Genomic DNA, 16,701 nt, shown 5'->3' with positions numbered 1-16,701 from the left:
GGGAGACCACATGACCAGGGTGATGACCGTCGTCGGCACCCGTCCCGAGATCATCCGACTGTCCCGGGTGCTCAGCCGGTTGGACGACACCGTCGACCACGTGCTCGTGCACACCGGGCAGAACTGGGACACCACCCTCTCCGACGTGTTCTTCAAGGAGCTGCGACTCCGCGAACCGGACCGGTTCCTGCGCGTCGACACCACCTCGTTGGGCCGGGTGCTCGGCGGCGTCCTGGTCGGCATGGAGGCGGCGATCGCCGAGCTGCGACCGGACGCGCTGCTCGTGCTCGGCGACACCAACAGCTGCATCGCGGCGCTGATGGCCCGGCGGATGCGAGTGCCGGTCTACCACATGGAGGCCGGCAACCGCTGCTTCGACCTCAACGTGCCGGAGGAGACGAACCGGCGACTCGTCGACCACGTCGCCGACTTCAACCTGGTCTACACCGAACACGCCAGGCGTAACCTGCTCGCCGAGGGCCTGCACCCGCGCCGGATCCTGCACACCGGCTCACCGATGCGGGAGGTGCTGGAGCACTACCGGGCACCGATCGCCAGCTCGACCATCCTCCGGCAACTGGAGCTGGACGACGGCCGGTACTTCCTGGTCAGCGCCCACCGGGAGGAGAACGTGGACCGGCCCGACCGGCTGCGGCGGCTGCTGGACTGCCTGGTCGCGGTCCGCGACCGCTGGGGCTACCCGGTGCTGGTCTCCACCCACCCGCGCACCCGCAAGCGGTTGGAGGCCCTCGCCCCGGACGCCACCGCGCTGGACGGCATCGCCTTCCACGACCCGTTCGGTCTGCTCGACTACGTGCACCTGCAGACGAAGGCGTTCTGCACCCTGTCCGACAGCGGGACGATAAGTGAGGAGGCCGCCATCCTCGGCTTCCCCGCGGTGACCCTGCGGGAGTCCATCGAACGCCCCGAGGCGCTCGACGCGGGCGGGATCATCATGACCGGTCTCGACCCGCAGGGGGTGGTCGAGGCGGTCGAGGTCACGGTGGCGCAGGTCGCGGCGGACGGCGTGCCCTGCCCGGCCGACTACCAGGTGCCGGACACCTCGCGGCGGGTGGTCGACTTCATCCTCTCCACCGTGCGCCGGCACCACGACTGGGCCGGCATCCGGCACTGAGCCGCCACCACGGGCGGTCGGTGGTCCGGCGGGACCGGCCACCGGCCGCCCCGCGGCGTGCTCAACGCCGCCGGCCCGCCACGTCCTCGACGATGTCCGCCACCTCGGCCGCCGCCCGCAGGTCGTCGAAGGACGTCAGGACGTGGCGGCGGGCCAACCGGCCGCACAGGCTGAGCCGGCCCGCGACCCACCCCTGGTACGCCGAGTCCAGCGCCGCCACCAGAGCCGTCGGATCACCCGGCGGGACGACCCAACCGGACCGCTCGGTCACCGCCTCGGGCAGACCACCGGCCGCGCTGACGATGCTCGGCACACCCATCGCGCCAGCCTGTACCGCCGCGCCGGGGCCGTCGCCGAGGGACGGGGACACGCTGACATCCGCGGCGGCGTAACAGGGCCGCACGTCCGGGACCGACTCCACCCAGGTGATCCCGGGGTCACCGGCGACGCCGAAGCGATCCTCGAGCTGCCGCCGGTAGTCCTCACCGGCAGCCGTCCAGCCGCCACCGACCAGCAGCAGGTGCGCGTCCGGGTGCCGGCGACGAAACGTCCGCCAGGCGTCCAGCAGCACGTCGTGCCCCTTGACCCCCCGACCCGAGTGGATGAACCACCTCGGCGGGTAGACGTGCGCGACCATCACCACCAGGAACACGCCCTGGTCGATGCCCAGCTCGGCGCGGAGCTTCGCCCGCTGGTCCGGGCCGGTGGCGTCCGGGCTGAACGCGTCGGTGTCCACCCCGTACACGGCGACCGGGCGACGCTGCGGCGGACACCCCAACTCGCCGTAGCGGGCGGAGGCGTAGCGGCAGCCGCAGATCAGCACGTCGTCCAGCCGCCACAGCAACCACTCCGCCGAGCGGACCAACCGGGATTCCAGGTACGCCGGGTTGGCCACCATGTGCACCCGGCGGAGCGGCAGGCCCAGCGTGGCCAGTCGCACCGCGTACGCCGAGGCGATCAGGTGGTACTGCACCACGTCCGGGCGCAACCGGCGCAGCAGCGCGCGCAGCAGCAACAGCCCGATGGGCGCGTACCGGCCCATGGTGAAGTCGTACGGGGAGCTGAGCACGTCGACCCCGCGGCGCTCCAACTCGTCGGTGAGTCGGCCGGCTCCGCGCGGCAGCACGACTGTCACCTCGTGCCCCCGGTGCCGCAACTCCTCGACCTGCGGCAGCAGCCACATCCCGCCGGTACTGGTCTTGACCAGCACCGCGATCCGGAGCTGGCGGACGCCGAGCGGCCGGCTCGCGCGGGGACCGACGCTCACCGGGCCGGGACTCCCTTGACCACCGCGCCGGCGGGTACGTCGCGGACCACGCAGGCCCCGGCGCCGACCGTGGCGCCCGCGCCGACCCGCAGCCTCTGCAACACCACGGCACCGGCCCCGATCAGCACCCCGTCGCCCAGGTGGCAGTCGCCGGAGACCGCCCCCAACGGGTTGACCGACACGTGGTCGCCCAGCGCGCAGTCGTGCGCCACCGCGCTGTTCTGGTTGAGGTGCACGTGCCGGCCCAGCGTGACGTTCGTGGTGACCCGCGCGCCCGGAAACACGATCAGGCCTTCGCCGTACACGGTGTCCGGGCCGACGGTGGCGTCCGGGTGCACCAGCACCGCCGCCGGCAGCCGGTACGCGGTCAGCCGCTGATCCACCGACCGTCGCGCGGCCGGATCCCCGATGCCCAGCGCCAGGTGGGTGCCGGCGGGCTGCTCGCCCAGGCGGGCACTGCCACCGAGGTAGGGCACCTCCAGCCGCTGCACCCGTTTCAGGTTGACCTCGCTGGGCTGGTCGTCGACGAAGCCCCGCACCCGCCACACCGGGCCACCACGGGCGGCGGCGTTGACGGCCCGGACGATGCCGAGCACCTCGCGGCCGTGCCCGCCGCAGCCGACGATGACGATGTCCAGGCTCACCGGCGGCCCTCTGCCGGTCCGCGACCGCCGGCAGTGGCCAGCTCGGCCGGGCCGAGGAACTCGTGGGCGGTGGCCGCGCCGGCCGCGGTGATCCCCTCCCGGAGCAGGACTGTTCGTACCGTGCGCAGCAGGATCCGCACGTCCAGCACGAGCGAGCGGTGCCGCACGTACTGCACGTCGAGAGCGAAACGCTCGTCCCAGCTCAGCGCGTTGCGCCCGTACGCCTGCTGGAGACCGGTGATGCCGGGGCGCACCTCGTGCCGGCGGAGCTGCTCCGGGCTGTAGCGGCTCAGGTACGCCGGCAGCAGGGGACGCGGCCCGACCAGGCTCATCTCGCCGCGCAGCACGTTCCACAGTTGGGGCAACTCGTCGAGACTTGTCGTCCGCAGCCAGCGGCCGAAGCTGGTGAGTCGGACGGCGTCGTTGGCGGGTGCCTGGTCCTCGCCGCCAACGGTCATCGAACGGAACTTGACCAGGCGGAACAGTCGACCGTGCCGACCCGGGCGGGCCTGCCGGAACAGCACGGGCCGACCCATGGTGACCAGCACGGCTAGCGCCACCGCGGCGAGCACCGGCGTCGCGAGCAGCAGGCCGGTGGCGGCCAGAACCACGTCCAGCATCCGTTTGACGGTGTCGTAGGGCCGGTTCATCGGTGTCCGTCCAGAAACTCGGTGGTGGCGGCGAGCACGCGCTCGACCTGGTCGTCGGCGAGGGCGGAGCCGCTGGGCAGGGACAGGCTGGTGGCGAACAGGCGGTCGGCGGCACCGGTCTGGGCGACCTGCCGGTCGGCGTACACCGGTTGGCGGTGCATCGGTTTCCACATCGGGCGGCACTCCACGCCGTGGCCGGCCAGGTGCTCGGCGAGTTGGCCGGGCTGCCAGCCGGTGCGCTCCGGTTCGACGACCACGGAGGTCAACCAACAGTTCGAGCCGGGGTCACCGGCGCCGAGGATCCGAGTGCCGGGCACGCCGCTGAAGAGCCGGGCGTACCTGTCGCGCAGCGCCCGCCGTCGGGCGACCATGGCGTCCAGTCGGGTGAGCTGGGCGCGGCCGAGCGCGGCCAGCAACGTGCTGAGCCGGTAGTTGTAGCCCACGTCGCGGTGCTCGTAGTGCGACACCGGCTCGCGGGCCTGGGTGGCCAGGTGTCGGGCTCGGGCGACAAGCGCGGGGTCGTCGGAGACCAGCATCCCGCCGCCCGTGGTGGTCATCACCTTGTTGTGGCTGAACGAGTAGATCCCGACCCGGCCGAACGTGCCGGCACACCGCCCCCGGTAGGTCGAGCCGAGCGCCTGCGCCGCGTCCTCCACCACCGGGACACCGACGGCCGCGCAGAGCGGCAACAACCTGTCGTAGTCGGCGCACCGGCCGTTGATGTCCACGGTCAGTACGGCGGCGACCCGTCGGCCCGCGTCGACGAGACGACCGAGCAGGTCGGCGAGCAGGTCGACGTCGAGATTGCCGGTGGCGGCGTCACAGTCCACGAAGACCGGTTCGGCGCCGGTGTAGGTGACCGCGTTGGCGGTGGCGGCGAAGGTGAGCGTGGGCACGACCACCACCGTCTCCGGTCCCGCGCCGACGGCGAGCAGTGCCAGGTGCAGGGCGGCCGTGCCGGAGGAGAGCCCCAGCGCGTAGCCGACGCCGACCCGCGCGGCGAGCTCCCGTTCGAACGCGCCCAGTTCCGGCCCGTCCGGGTCGAAGCGCCCGGCCCGGATGGCCCGCAGCAGGTAGGACTCCTCCAACTCGCCCACGTCGGGCGGGGACAGGAAGACCGGGTCGGCAACGCCGGGACCGCCGCTGCGCGCCACGGGCGGACGGTGGTGGATCAGCTCCACGGATGGCGCCTCCGATCGGTCGATAGGGAAGACCACGATTGTTGTATCAGGCGTTATGGGACTGAGCGGGGCTTTCCGCCGTTTGTGCGACGAATCCACCCGATCGGTCCTCGCGTTCGGCTGGTCACCGGACGTGGCCGGTAGAGTGCTGCCGGCCGCGCTGGCGATACGTCCACACCAGGGAGAACGAGTGCTGCACCTGAGGGTGATTGCCCCGGCGGATCGGTCGACCGAGGTCGTCGATCTGCTCACCGCCCAGGCGGGGGTGACGCACCTGGCCGTGCTGCCCGGTGCGGCCCGGCAGCCGAAAGGCGACCTCATCCTCTGTGACGTGGTGCGGGAGAGTGCCGACCAGGTGTTGCAGGGCTTGCAGCGGATCGGTGTGGACACCAGCGGCGGCATCGCGGCCGACGACGTCGAGCTGACCCTGTCGAGAGCGGCCGACCGGGCCGCCCGCCGGGCCCCCGGCAGCGGCGCCGACGCGGTGGTCTGGGACGAGATCGCCGCGAAGACCGGCGAGCAGACCGAGCTGTCCGGCACCTACCTCGTTCTGATCGTGGTGGCGACCATGATCGCTGGCATCGGTGTGCTGCTGGACCAGCCGATCCTCATCGTCGGGGCGATGGTGGTCGGCCCGGAGTTCGGCCCTCTCGCCGCGCTCTGCGTGGCGCTGCTACGCCGTAGGTTCGGGGTGATCGGCCGCTCGGTGCAGGCGCTCTCGGTGGGCTTCCTGGCGGCCATGGTGGCGACCGTGCTGAGCACCTGGGCGCTGACCGCCGCCGGCCTGGTCAGCGAGGAGATGCTGCTCGCCAAGCGACCCCTCACCGACTTCATCTGGCGTCCGGACGCGTTGTCCTGGGTGGTCGGTCTGCTCGCCGGTGTGGCCGGCATGCTGTCGTTGACGTCGAAGAAGTCCGGCAGCCTGGTCGGGGTGCTGATCTCGGTGACCACCGTGCCAGCCGCGGCGAACGTGGCGGTCGCCGCCGCCTACGGGGTGTGGGACGAGGCGGGCGGCTCGGCCCTCCAACTGGTGATCAACATCTGTGCGATCGTCCTGGCCGGACTGCTCACCCTCGTGGTGCAGCAGGCCTGGTGGTGGAACCTGGCCCGCCGGTCCCGTCGTCCAGCAGCCGGGTGAGCAACGTCCGCAACGGGATCGACTCGCCGTCGCGGCCTCCCGCGCCGACCACCAACGGCGCCGGGCTGGGCTGCGGGTCGACCCCGAACAGCCGGGCGCGCACGCCGCCGGGCACCGTCAACAGGTGGAACCGGCCGGCCACGTCCACCGCCCGGGTGCCGGCCCGGTCGACGTACCAACCGGTCAGCCTGGTCCGGTAGCGCCCGCGCCCGTCGTAGCCCCGGGCGACCAGTCGGGTGGTGGGCAGCCCTCGACGGGTCGCCTCGGCCACGAACCAGGCCACCAACTCCGCCGCTTCCGCCTGCTCGGCGGCCCGTCGGCGGGCGTCCGCGTCGGCGTGTGCCCGCACCGCCTGCCGCTGCCGCTCCCGCCACTCGCGGTCGTCGTCCTCACCCACGAGCCGACGGTACGCGACCCGACTCAGTCGAGTACGGCCAGCAGCGTGTGCCGGGCGATGCCGGCCATCACCGGGTTGGTCTCGACGTAGTACGGCAGCGCGACGATCGCCTGCGCCAGGGCCCAGCCGCGCCCCCGCTCCCAGGTGGCGTCGTCCACGCCCAACGCCCGCCGGTACGTCTCCCGCGAGCCGGGGTCCAACAGGTTCCACGCCGGCATCAGATCCACCGCCGGGTCACCGAGCTTGACTGCCTCCAGGTCGATGACCGCGGCCAGTCGCCCGTCGCGGACCAGCAGGTTGCCCGGCATCAGGTCGGCGTGGATCCACACGTCGGCCGGATCGTCCCGGCGTGCGTCCCGGCACCTGTCCCACACCTCGGCGAGCGCGGCGGTGTCGATGAGTTCACCGCTGACCGCGAGGGCGGCCCGCACGTCGACGTCCTCGCCCGCCAGTGGCCCGCCCCGGCCGTACCCCGGCCACGACCGCCCTCCGGCGTCGATGCCGCGCAGGGCGACCACGACAGCGGCCAGGTCACGGGCGAAGAGCTCCGGATCCTCGATCCGATCGGGCTGCGCCGTCTCCCCGGGAATGAACCGGTACGCCGTCCACGACCCGGGGTACCCCTCGCCGGGCGCACCGAGGGCGAGCGGTTCGGGCACCGCGACCGGCAGGTGCGCCGCGAGCAGCACGGCGTGTTCCTGCTCCCGCCGAAGTTCGGCGCGCAGGTCGGGATCGGCGAAGGGCCGCAGCGGAAACCGCAGCACGATCTCCGGCCCGAGCCGGAACAGCGCGTTCACCGTGCCGGCCGAACGGAGGGGGCGCACCGGCAGCTCCCGCCAGCGCGGAAACTGTTCGGCCACCAGCGCGGCAACGACGTCCACGCTCACATCCACCTGGTCGGCATGCATCCGCACCGCGAGATCATCGCCCAAGCCCCGCAGACACGCGACCCGATTTCTCGCCGCCCGTGCGCGCCTGCCGCCCGCCGATGGCTGGACCGGTCGCGGATGGCCGCGCTCAGACCCCAACCTTTGGATGCGCCCTCTCGAGCACGCCCCAGATCTGGGGCGTGCTCGACAGGAATCTCCGACAACTCCAGATCTTGGACACTCGCTGTCCGCCCGCCGAGTCGGTCAGCGCGCGTCCGGCCCGGGAGGCGCCGAAGGTCGCCGCCCCGCCGGGCGTCCCGGTCGCTTCCTCGCGCCGGCCCCGGGATCAGGCCAACCCGGCGCGGCGCAGAGCCTCCGCCATCGCGTCGTTGGCCGGCGCCGGTGCGCCCTGCCGCTGCTGCCCGCCCCGTGCGCCCTGGCCGCCGCGACCGCCTTGTCCGCCGGACCCGCCTTGTCCGCCGGACCCGCCTTGTCCGCCGGACCCGCCTTGCCCGCCGCGCCCACCGGACCCGCCGGACCTGCCGCCACCACCGGACCCGCCCTGGCCGCCAGCGGCGCCGCCGCGACCATCCTGCCCGCCGCGTCCGCCCTGCGCGGGGCCACCGCGCCCCTCCTGACTCGTCCGACCACCGCCACCGGCGGCGGCCGGCTCGTCCTCCAGGCGCAGGGTCAGCGAGATCCGCTTACGGGGTACGTCCACGTCGAGCACCCGGACCTTGACCACGTCGCCGGACTTGACCACCTCGCGGGGGTCCTTCACGAACGTCCGGGACATCGCCGACACGTGCACCAGGCCGTCCTGGTGCACGCCGACGTCGACGAACGCACCGAACGCGGCCACGTTGGTGACCACGCCCTCCAGCACCATGCCCGAGGTCAGGTCGCTGATCTTCTCCACGCCCTCGACGAAGGTGGCGGTGCGGAACTCCGGCCGGGGATCCCGGCCCGGCTTCTCCAGCTCGGCGAGGATGTCGGTGACGGTGGGCAGGCCGAACCGGTCGTCGACGAAGTCGGTGGCCCGCAGCCCGCGCAGGATGCCGCTCTTACCGATCACCGAGCGCAGGTCCTGCCCGGTGGTGGAGAGGATGCGGCGCACCACCGGGTACGCCTCGGGGTGCACGCTGGAGGAGTCCAGCGGGTCGGTGCCGTCCGGGATGCGCAGGAAGCCGGCGCACTGCTCGAACGCCTTCGGCCCGAGCCGCGCCACCTTCTTCAGGTCGGTACGCGTACGGAACGGCCCGTTGGCGTCCCGGTGCAGCACGATGTTCTCGGCCAGGCCGGCGCCGATCCCGGAGACCCGGGTCAGCAGCGGCGCGGAGGCGGTGTTGACGTCCACCCCGACCGCGTTGACGCAGTCCTCGACGACCGCGTCCAGCGACCGGGACAGCTTCACCTCGGACAGGTCGTGCTGGTACTGGCCGACGCCGATCGACCGCGGGTCGATCTTGACCAGCTCGGCGAGCGGGTCCTGGAGGCGGCGGGCGATGGACACCGCGCCGCGCAGTGACACGTCCATCCCCGGCAGCTCCTGCGAGGCGTACGCGGAGGCGGAGTAGACCGACGCGCCGGCCTCGGAGACCATCACCTTGGTCAGGTTGAGCTGCGGGTGCCGCGCGATCAGGTCGCCGGCCAGCTTGTCGGTCTCCCGGGAGGCGGTGCCGTTACCGATCGCGATCAGCTCCACCCCGTGCGCCCCGGCCAGCCGGGCGAGGGTCTCGACCGAGGCGTCCCACTGCCGGCGCGGCTCGTGCGGGTAGATGGTGTCGGTGGCGAGCACCTTGCCGGTGGCGTCCACCACGGCCACCTTCACCCCGGTGCGCAGGCCGGGGTCCAGGCCCATCGTCGGACGGGTGCCGGCGGGGGCGGCCAGCAGCAGGTCGCGGAGATTGGTGGCGAAGACGCGGACCGCCTCCTCCTCGGCCGCCTGCCACAGCCGCATCCGCAGGTCCGCGCCCAGGTGGATGAGGATCCGGGTACGCCACGCCCAGCGGACCGTGTCGGCCAGCCAGCGGTCGGCCGGGCGGCCCGCGTCGGAGACTCCGAACCGGCCGGCGATCGCCGCCTCGTACCGGGTCGGGCCGGTGGGTACGGCGTCCGCCTCGCCCGCCTCCTCCGACTCCATGGTCAGGTCGAGCACGCCCTCCTTCTCACCCCGGAACATCGCCAGGATCCGGTGCGAGGGCAGCTTCGGGTACGGCTCGGAGAAGTCGAAGTAGTCGGCGAACTTGGCGCCGGCGGCCTCCTGGCCCTCGCGTACCCGGGACACCAGACGGCCCCGCGACCACATCTGCTCGCGCAGCGTGCCGATCAGGTCGGCGTCCTCCGCGAACGTCTCGATCAGGATGGCGCGGGCGCCCTCCAGCGCGGCGGCGGCGTCGGCGACGCCCTTCTCCGCATCGACGAACCCGGCGGCGGTGGCCCGTGGGTCCTGGGTGGGGTCGGCCAGCAGCGTCTCGGCCAGCGGCGCGAGCCCGGCCTCGCGGGCGATCTGCGCCCGGGTGCGTCGCTTCGGCTTGTACGGCAGGTAGATGTCCTCCAGCCGGGACTTCGAGTCGGCCGCCATGATCTGCGCTTCCAGCGCCTCGTCCAGCTTGCCCTGGCCGCGGATCGACTCCAGCACCGCCGTCCGCCGCTCGTCCAGCTCGCGCAGATAGCGCAGCCGCTCCTCCAGGGTGCGCAGCTGGGTGTCGTCGAGCAGGCCGGTGGCCTCCTTGCGGTAACGGGCGATGAACGGCACGGTGGCGCCGCCGTCGAGCAGCTCCACGGCCGCCCGCACCTGACGCTCGGCCACGCCGAGCTCGTCGGCGATCCGCTGATGAACAGACTGGGTCACGATCTCGATCCGCCTTCGGGAGTGGGTACGCCTGCATTCTGCCGGGCCGGCCGGGGCGCTGTCGCCGCGCCCGGCCGGGGCGGAGGACCGAACCACCGCGCCCGGCCGGGCGACCCCCGGACGGCCCCCTCGGGCCTGCGCTAGCGTTGCGATCATGGAAACACCTGCGGAGCCGCGCGCCCGTCGGCTCTTCGGCGGCAGCGCCCGCGCCCTCGGCGATCTCGCCGCCGACCCGTTCCGCGCCGACCGGGACCGGATCGTGGGCTCGCCGTTCTTCGCCCGCCTCGGCGGCGTCACCCAGGTCATCAGCCCGGTCGGTTCCGGGCTGCTGGTGCACAACCGGCTCACCCACAGCCTGAAGGTCGCCCAGGTGGGCCGGTCGATCGCCGAGCGGCTGACGGCCGACGAGCACACGCGTGACCTGCTGGACAAGCTTGGTGGCTGCTCACCCGACGTGGTGGAGGCCGCCGCGCTCGCCCACGACCTCGGCCACCCGCCGTTCGGGCACCTGGGGGAGCGGGTGCTGGACCGGCTGGCCCGTCAGCGCCTCGGCCTCACCGACGGGTTCGAGGGCAACGCCCAGTCGTACCGGATCGTCACCAGCACCGAGATCCGCGGCGCCGCCACCACCGGCTTGGACCTGACCGCGGCGGTCCGCGCCGCGATGTTGAAGTACCCGTGGACGCGCCTGGACCACCCCGACCCGCACCCCCGCACGATGGACCCGCCGCCGCGTGGCGCCACCCCGCCGCCGGACGACCCGGAGAGCGGCTCGTCGAAGTTCGGCGCGTACCGCACCGAGCTGGACGACCTGCGGCAGGCGCGGGAGCCGTTCGCCGGGCGCATCCCGGACTGGCAGCAGACCGTGGAGGCGTCGGTGATGGACACCGCCGACGACATCGCGTACGCCATCCACGACGTGGAGGACTTCTACCGGGTCGGCGTGCTCCAGCAGGGGTCGGTCTCCGCGGAGCTGATGGCCTGGCAGCGCGAGAGCGGGCAGCTCCGGGCGATCACCGACTCGGCGCTGGCCACCGCGGCGCGACGACCCGGTGCGGCGATCGAGCGGCTCCGTCGGCAGTTGCACCGCAAGGACGCCTGGATCGCCGACGACGACGCCTTCGCCGCCGCCGTCGAGCACGTCCGCGAGGAGCTGGTCGACGGGCTGCTGGCGATGCCGTTCGACGGCTCGATCGAGGCCGAGCAGTACGTGGCGCGGTTCTCCGCCCGCTGGTCCACCCGCTTCGTCGAGGCGATCACGGTGACCGACCAGCCGTCGGTGCGCTCCGGGTACGTGCTGCTGGGCTGCGCGCAGTGGCACGAGGTGCAGGTGCTCAAGTTCGTCCACCACCGGTTCGTGCTGGCCCGCCCGGATCTCGCCCTGCACCAGCGCGGCCAGGCCCGGCTGCTGGGCACCCTGGTCGAGGCGCTCTGGGAGTGGCTGCTCGACCCGGAGGAGGAGTCCCGGTTGCCCCGCCGGCTGCACGACCTGGTCGAGTTGGCCGAGGCGGAGCTGCACCCGCGTACCCCGGACCGGATCGGACGGGCCCGGGGCCGAGCCATCGTGGATTTCGTCGCGCAGCTCACCGACGGTCAGGCGGTGGCCATGCTGGACGCGCTCTCCGGCCGCTCGGGTGCGCTCTGGACCGACGCGTTCGTGCTCTGAGCCAAGCCCACGGCCTGCCCCAGTCGAGCCTGACCCAGGCTCAGGCGACGGCCTGCCACCACCCGTCGACGGCGGGCGGCTCGTCGACCACGACCCGCTCACCCGGGCGGGGCACGGCGAGCCGCACGTCGCGGGCCTTCGCCTCGGCCCACAACCGGTCGACCGGCTCGGACCAGTCGTGCAGGGCCAGGTTGAACGTCGCCCAGTGCACCGGCACGAGCAGGCCACCGCGCAGGTCGAGGTGGGCGGCGACGGCCTCCTCGGGGAACATGTGGATCGTCGGCCAGGCGCTGTCGTACGCGCCGATCTGCATCAGCGTCACGTCGAACGGGCCGTGCTCGGCACCGATCTCCGCGTACCCCTCGAAGTAGCCGGAGTCGCCGGTGTAGAAGACCGTGCGGCGCGCCCCGGCCACCACCCAGGAGCTCCAGAGCGTGCCGTCGCGGCGCAAGCCTCGACCGGAGAAGTGCTGGGCGGCGGTGGCGGTGATCTCCAGCCCGGCGACGTGGTGCGACTCGGACCAGTCCAGTTCGATGATCCGCTCGGCGGGTACGCCCCAGCGGTCCAGGTGCGCGCCCACGCCGAGCGGCACCAAGAACGGCGCGGACTGCCCGGCGAGCAGCGCTCGCACGGTGGCCATGTCGAGGTGGTCGTAGTGGTCGTGCGAGATGAGGATGGCGTCCAGCGGGGGCAACTCGTCGATGCCCACCGGCGGCTCGTGCAGCCGGCGCGGACCGACCAGGCCCGACGGTGAGCAGCGGTCGCTCCAGATGGGGTCGAGCAGCACCCGCCGGCCCTCGATCTCGATGAGCGTCGAGGCGTGGCCGTACCAGACGATGTTGAGCTCGTCGGCGGTGTCGGCGGCCTCCGGCCCTCCGGTGGGGCGCAGCAGCGGCACCGGCGCGGTGGGTCGCCGCTTCTGCTTGCCGAAGATCAGCTCGCGGAGCAGGTTGCGCCCCGGCTCGGTGACCATCGTGCGGGTGCCGGCCCGGTTGTGGAAGGTGCCCTCGCGGAACTGGGGCGAGCGGGCCGCCCGTTCGGCCCGGGCTCCGCTGAGCCGGCCACCGAGGGCCGCCGGCACATCCCGGGCGACCCAGGCCAGGCCGGCCAGCGCGGCCAGTCCCGCCGCCCCCCGCATCCGCCGACCGAGCGACCGTTCGACGTCCGTGCTCCGCACTCGTGCCATTGCCGTCCCTCCGCCGTGTCCGCCCTACACGGTAGTCACCCGCGCCGGAGCGTGCCTCGGCGGTCGCCACGCCGGGCCGGCCGCCGGCAGCGGCGACCGACCCGGAACGGTGCGGTGGGTACCCTAGCCGCCGTTGCTGGGACGGCGGGCGGTGATCCGGAACGTCTTGCCGACGCCCGCGATCCGGTCCACCGCGGCCAGGAACTTGGGACCCATGGCGGCGCGGGCCTGCACCGCCGGGTGGGTGGCGCCGAAGTTGTCCGGGTCGGCCTGCCCGTCGGCGAAGAGCGCGTAGGTGAGCACCGCCGCGCCGGAGCCGTCGAAGATCACGCCGGCCTCGTGCCGGGCGTCGCCGTACCAGCCGGCCTTCGTGGCGATCCGCGCCCGCTCGTCGGAGGACATCGTGCGCCGGATGCCGTCGGTGAACGCCACCGGGGAACGCAGGATGCCCAGCAGGTACGTCGTCGAGGCGGGGGAGAGCAGCGTGCCGCCGACCAGGGCGCGCAGCAGGTCGTGCGTCTCCCGGGGGGTGCTGGTGCCGAGGAAGAACCGGTTCGGGTTGGCCACCGGCTCGACCTGGGTGTTCGGGAAGCCCTTGGCGACCAGGATGGAATTGATCTCGGCGGCCGGGGCGACCAGCCCGCACAGTCGCACCGCGGTGTCGTCCGAGACGGTCAGCAGGTTGGCCAGCACGTGCCCGATGGTCACCTTGCTGGGGTACGCGCCGTCCAGGCTGAAGATGCCGTCACCGCCGGGCACGACGATCGCCGCGGTCACCTCGACCTGCTGGTCCAGGGTGAGCAGCCCCCGGTCGACCTTGTCGAGCACCGCGGTGGCAACCGCGATCTTGTTGACGCTGTACGCCTCGATCCGCCGGTCGGCGTCGGCCGTCACCGCGACCACCGGCGCGCCGGCCGGGTCGGCGACGCTGATGTACGCCTGCCAGTTGCCACCGACCTCGGTGCTGTGCCTGGTGAACACGGAGGCGATCCGCCGGGCGGCCCGGGCGGGCGTGGTCGGTGTGGCCTCGTTGGTGCTCGCCGGAGTCGCGGCGCTCGCGGGCGACGCGGCGCCCAACACCGTCCCGGCGGTAGCCATCGTTCCCAAGCCGAGTGCCGTTCTGCGATTGAGTCGCATGGTCGATCGTCTCCCCCATAGTGGAGCGCCAGAGCGCTTGCTGGCCCACCACCCTAGGCGAGTTGATCGACGCACAACGACTCCAAACTGTCCCGAACAGTCCCGAACAGATCAGCCGAGGCGTCGGCGCAGCGCGGCACCGACCGCGCTCACCGGCCCGGACACGAGTTGCCGCAGGTCGGGCAGGTGACCACCGCGCACCGACTCGCCGGCCGGGTTCGCGACGAAGACGCTACCGTCGGTCGCGGCCACCGGCCGTCCACTCAGGCCGGCCAGCCGCATCAGCGGCCCCACCAGGACGTCGTAGACGCCCGGCAGCACGGTGAACCCGGCTCGCAGCACCACGTTGAGCCGGCCCACCGAGACCTCGCGGCGCGGCCGGTCCCCACAGTCCACGATGGCGCGGGCCACCCGTTGCGGGCTGGTGACCGGCGGTGGGGGCCGGCCGACCCGGCCCAGATAGTTGGCCGCCTGCTGGTAGACGGGTGTGTCCACACTGCCCGGGTTGATCAGACACAGCTGGATCTCCGGACTGTCGCGTAGTTCCTGCTGCACCGTGCGGACCAGACCCTGCAAACCCCACTTGCTCGCCACGTACGCGCTCATGTACGGCGCGGTGATGTGCCCGAGCACCGAACCGGTGAGGATGACCACGCCGGCCCCGGCGGCCCGGAAGTGCCGCACCGCCACCCGTACCGAGCCGGCGGCGCCGAGCAGGTCGGTCCGTACCACCTGGTCGAAGACCTGCTCGGGCAACTCGTCGAAGCGCCCGTACGCCATCACGGCCGCCGTGTGCACCCAGACGTCGATCCGGCCGAACCGATCGATGGCCGCGTCCGCGAGCGCCTCCAACGCGCCCGGCTCGGTGACGTCGGTCGGCACGGTCAGCACGTCGACGTCGGCGCACTCCGCGCGTACCTCGGCCAGGGTGGTGGTGGCCCGGGCGGCGAGGACGAGGCGGTCGCCGCGCTCGGCGAACGCCCGGGCTGTCGCCCGGCCGATCCCGCTGCTCGCGCCGACGACCACCACCACCCGACTCACGGTTCGAGCACGACCTTGATGCAGCCGTCCTCCTTCTTCTGGAACATCTCGTACGCCTGCGGCGCGCGGGCCAGCGGCACCCGGTGGGTACGCAGGTCCTCCACGCCCAGCGGGTCGTCGTCACCGGCGAGCAGCGGCAGGATTTCGTCGGTCCACCGGCGCACGTGGCACTGCCCCATCCGCAGTTGGATGCCCCGGTCGAACATCTCCATCAGCGGCATCGGATCCACCTCACCGCCGTAGACCCCGGAGATCGACACGGTGCCGCCGCGGCGGACCGCCTTGAGCGCGGCGTGCAGGACGGACAGCCGGTCCATGGCGGCCTTGTCGGTCATCACCTGGGCCAGCTTGTCCGGCAGCAGCCCGACGGCGGCGTGGGCCAGCTTGCCGCCCGGCGAGCCGTGTGCCTCCATGCCGACGGCGTCGATCACCGCGTCCGGGCCGCGTCCGTCGACCAGGTCGATGAGCGCGCCCGGCACGTCGGACAGTTCACGGACGTCGAGCACCTCGATGCCGTGCCGACGGGCCAGCTCCAGCCGCTCGGGCACCAGGTCCAGCCCGATCACCCGGCCGGCGCCGAGGTGGCGGCCGATCCGGGCGCAGAACTGCCCGACCGGACCCAACCCGAAGACGGCCAGGGTGCCACCGGGCGGGGTGTCCGCGTACTTCACCGCCTGCCACGCGGTGGGCAGGATGTCGGACAGGTAGAGGTAGCGCTCGTCGGCGCCGGTCGGCGGGACGACGATCGGGCCGAAGTGGGCCTGCGGGACGCGCAGGTACTCGGCCTGCCCACCGGGCACCGAACCGTAGAGCGAGGTGTAACCGAACAGCGAGGCGCCCTTGCCCTCGCTGGTCACCTGGGTGGTCTCGCACTGGGCGTAGAGCTGGCGTTGGCACATCCAGCAACTCCCGCAGGAGATGTTGAACGGCACCACCACCCGGTCGCCCGGCTTCAGCCCGGTCACCTCGGACCCGACCTCCTGGACGATACCCATCGGTTCGTGGCCCAGGACGTCACCGGGCTTCAGGTACGGCCCGAGAACCTCGTACAGGTGCAGGTCGGAGCCGCAGATCGCGGTCGAAGTGATCTTGACGATCGCGTCGGTGGGCTCCTCGATCCGAGGGTCCGGCACCTCCTCGACCCGTACGTCCCGCTTGCCCTGCCAGGTCAGTGCCTTCATGTCCCTCATCCCTTCTCACTACCGTCTCCGAAGACTGCTACCCGGGCTCGGGCACTTGAACCAGCGCGCCTCCGACGTCCGGGTTGTTGTCGACTCGGGCTGTGTCTCGGTGGTTGCGGTCGAGGGCTGGAGGGCGGCGTCTCGGTCGGTGGTTGCGGTAGGGGGGCTGGGGGCGACCGTCCCCGGCTCCGGGCGGTCAGGCTTGATCCCTCCGCCGGGAACGGTCGCCCCCAGCCCCGTGGGTGGCCGCTGTCCGTCGGGCTCGGGTACGCCGGTCGGTTTGCCGACCATCACGCGTCGATATGCCCGTCTTGCTCCATTGATCGTGCTCTCGAGGAGCTGCCGCGGGCCGATC

General features: G+C 72.8%; 14 protein-coding genes. 3 read left to right on the top strand and 11 right to left on the bottom strand.

The window, feature by feature from the left end:
• The first annotated feature begins 10 nt into the window (after positions 1–10).
• On the top strand, positions 11–1,135 hold the full coding sequence (gene wecB / locus AB0C01_RS01590) for a UDP-N-acetylglucosamine 2-epimerase (non-hydrolyzing) (protein WP_357569936.1): 1,125 nt from the start codon (positions 11–13) through the stop codon (positions 1,133–1,135).
• A gap of 61 nt (positions 1,136–1,196) precedes the next feature.
• On the opposite strand, the gene AB0C01_RS01585 is transcribed toward wecB, so the two are convergent.
• Genes AB0C01_RS01585 through AB0C01_RS01570 form a run of 4 tightly spaced genes read right to left on the bottom strand, consistent with a single transcriptional unit; the run spans position 1,197 to position 4,850 of the window.
• Positions 1,197–2,402 carry a glycosyltransferase family 4 protein gene (locus AB0C01_RS01585; RefSeq protein WP_357245682.1) on the bottom strand — a complete coding sequence of 402 codons (1,206 nt, stop codon included), beginning with the start codon at positions 2,400–2,402 and terminating at the stop codon, positions 1,197–1,199.
• Positions 2,399–3,046 carry a NeuD/PglB/VioB family sugar acetyltransferase gene (locus AB0C01_RS01580; protein ID WP_357245679.1) on the bottom strand — a complete coding sequence of 216 codons (648 nt, stop codon included), beginning with the start codon at positions 3,044–3,046 and terminating at the stop codon, positions 2,399–2,401. The genes AB0C01_RS01585 and AB0C01_RS01580 overlap by 4 nt, the downstream gene beginning before the upstream one ends.
• Positions 3,043–3,666, bottom strand: coding sequence for a sugar transferase (locus AB0C01_RS01575; protein WP_357245677.1), 624 nt, complete (start codon positions 3,664–3,666; stop codon positions 3,043–3,045). The genes AB0C01_RS01580 and AB0C01_RS01575 overlap by 4 nt, the downstream gene beginning before the upstream one ends.
• A 26-nt stretch (positions 3,667–3,692) precedes the next feature.
• Positions 3,693–4,850: a DegT/DnrJ/EryC1/StrS family aminotransferase gene (locus AB0C01_RS01570; protein WP_357569935.1), complete on the bottom strand. Its 1,158-nt coding sequence runs from the start codon at positions 4,848–4,850 to the stop codon at positions 3,693–3,695.
• Positions 4,851–5,067: 217 nt separating this feature from the next.
• Between AB0C01_RS01570 and AB0C01_RS01565 the strand changes: the two genes are divergently transcribed.
• On the top strand, positions 5,068–6,015 hold the full coding sequence (locus tag AB0C01_RS01565; protein WP_357245670.1) for a DUF389 domain-containing protein: 948 nt from the start codon (positions 5,068–5,070) through the stop codon (positions 6,013–6,015).
• On the opposite strand, the gene AB0C01_RS01560 is transcribed toward AB0C01_RS01565, so the two are convergent.
• The 3 genes from AB0C01_RS01560 to AB0C01_RS01550 form a co-directional block, all read right to left on the bottom strand.
• Positions 5,945–6,412, bottom strand: coding sequence for a hypothetical protein (locus AB0C01_RS01560; protein ID WP_357245668.1), 468 nt, complete (start codon positions 6,410–6,412; stop codon positions 5,945–5,947). The two genes, AB0C01_RS01565 and AB0C01_RS01560, sit on opposite strands and share 71 nt — an antisense overlap.
• A 23-nt stretch (positions 6,413–6,435) precedes the next feature.
• Positions 6,436–7,320: an aminoglycoside phosphotransferase family protein gene (locus AB0C01_RS01555; RefSeq protein ID WP_357246173.1), complete on the bottom strand. Its 885-nt coding sequence runs from the start codon at positions 7,318–7,320 to the stop codon at positions 6,436–6,438.
• A 307-nt stretch (positions 7,321–7,627) separates the two neighbouring features.
• On the bottom strand, positions 7,628–10,135 hold the full coding sequence (locus AB0C01_RS01550; RefSeq protein WP_357569934.1) for a Tex family protein: 2,508 nt from the start codon (positions 10,133–10,135) through the stop codon (positions 7,628–7,630).
• A gap of 154 nt (positions 10,136–10,289) precedes the next feature.
• On the opposite strand from AB0C01_RS01550, the gene dgt reads away from it, so the two are divergent.
• Positions 10,290–11,801 (top strand): dGTP triphosphohydrolase, encoded by a 1,512-nt coding sequence (dgt, locus tag AB0C01_RS01545; RefSeq protein ID WP_357245662.1) that lies wholly within the window; start codon positions 10,290–10,292, stop codon positions 11,799–11,801.
• 40 nt (positions 11,802–11,841) lie between these two features.
• Here dgt and AB0C01_RS01540 read toward each other — a convergent pair whose 3' ends face one another.
• The 4 genes from AB0C01_RS01540 to AB0C01_RS01525 all read right to left on the bottom strand — a co-directional run bounded on the left by AB0C01_RS01540 (position 11,842) and on the right by AB0C01_RS01525 (position 16,346).
• Positions 11,842–12,987: an MBL fold metallo-hydrolase gene (locus tag AB0C01_RS01540; RefSeq protein ID WP_357245660.1), complete on the bottom strand. Its 1,146-nt coding sequence runs from the start codon at positions 12,985–12,987 to the stop codon at positions 11,842–11,844.
• A gap of 123 nt (positions 12,988–13,110) precedes the next feature.
• Positions 13,111–14,085: a serine hydrolase gene (locus AB0C01_RS01535; protein ID WP_357245657.1), complete on the bottom strand. Its 975-nt coding sequence runs from the start codon at positions 14,083–14,085 to the stop codon at positions 13,111–13,113.
• A 150-nt stretch (positions 14,086–14,235) separates the two neighbouring features.
• Complete coding sequence (locus tag AB0C01_RS01530; RefSeq protein ID WP_357245654.1) at positions 14,236–15,165, bottom strand: SDR family NAD(P)-dependent oxidoreductase; 930 nt, start codon at positions 15,163–15,165, stop codon at positions 14,236–14,238.
• Positions 15,162–16,346, bottom strand: a complete 1,185-nt coding sequence (locus AB0C01_RS01525; protein ID WP_357245651.1) for a zinc-dependent alcohol dehydrogenase — start codon at positions 16,344–16,346, stop codon at positions 15,162–15,164. Before AB0C01_RS01525 ends, AB0C01_RS01530 begins: the two co-directional genes overlap by 4 nt.
• Between the last annotated feature and the right edge of the window lie 355 nt (positions 16,347–16,701).

This window comes from Micromonospora sp. NPDC048905 (genome assembly GCF_040649655.1).
Classification (GTDB): Bacteria; Actinomycetota; Actinomycetes; order Mycobacteriales; family Micromonosporaceae; genus Micromonospora.
This window is presented reverse-complemented; position numbering and strand designations above follow the sequence as displayed.

What these genes read in the sequence shown, in the direction of transcription:
- dgt (WP_357245662.1), top strand. Translation starts at nt 10,290, where the DNA reads ATGGAAACACCTGCGGAGCCGCGCGCCCGTCGGCTCTTCGGCGGCAGC.
- wecB (WP_357569936.1), top strand. Translation starts at nt 11, where the DNA reads ATGACCAGGGTGATGACCGTCGTCGGCACCCGTCCCGAGATCATCCGA.
- AB0C01_RS01525 (WP_357245651.1), bottom strand. Translation starts at nt 16,346, where the DNA reads ATGAAGGCACTGACCTGGCAGGGCAAGCGGGACGTACGGGTCGAGGAG.
- AB0C01_RS01575 (WP_357245677.1), bottom strand. Translation starts at nt 3,666, where the DNA reads ATGCTGGACGTGGTTCTGGCCGCCACCGGCCTGCTGCTCGCGACGCCG.
- AB0C01_RS01535 (WP_357245657.1), bottom strand. Translation starts at nt 14,085, where the DNA reads ATGGCTACCGCCGGGACGGTGTTGGGCGCCGCGTCGCCCGCGAGCGCC.
- AB0C01_RS01555 (WP_357246173.1), bottom strand. Translation starts at nt 7,320, where the DNA reads ATGCATGCCGACCAGGTGGATGTGAGCGTGGACGTCGTTGCCGCGCTG.
- AB0C01_RS01540 (WP_357245660.1), bottom strand. Translation starts at nt 12,987, where the DNA reads ATGGCACGAGTGCGGAGCACGGACGTCGAACGGTCGCTCGGTCGGCGG.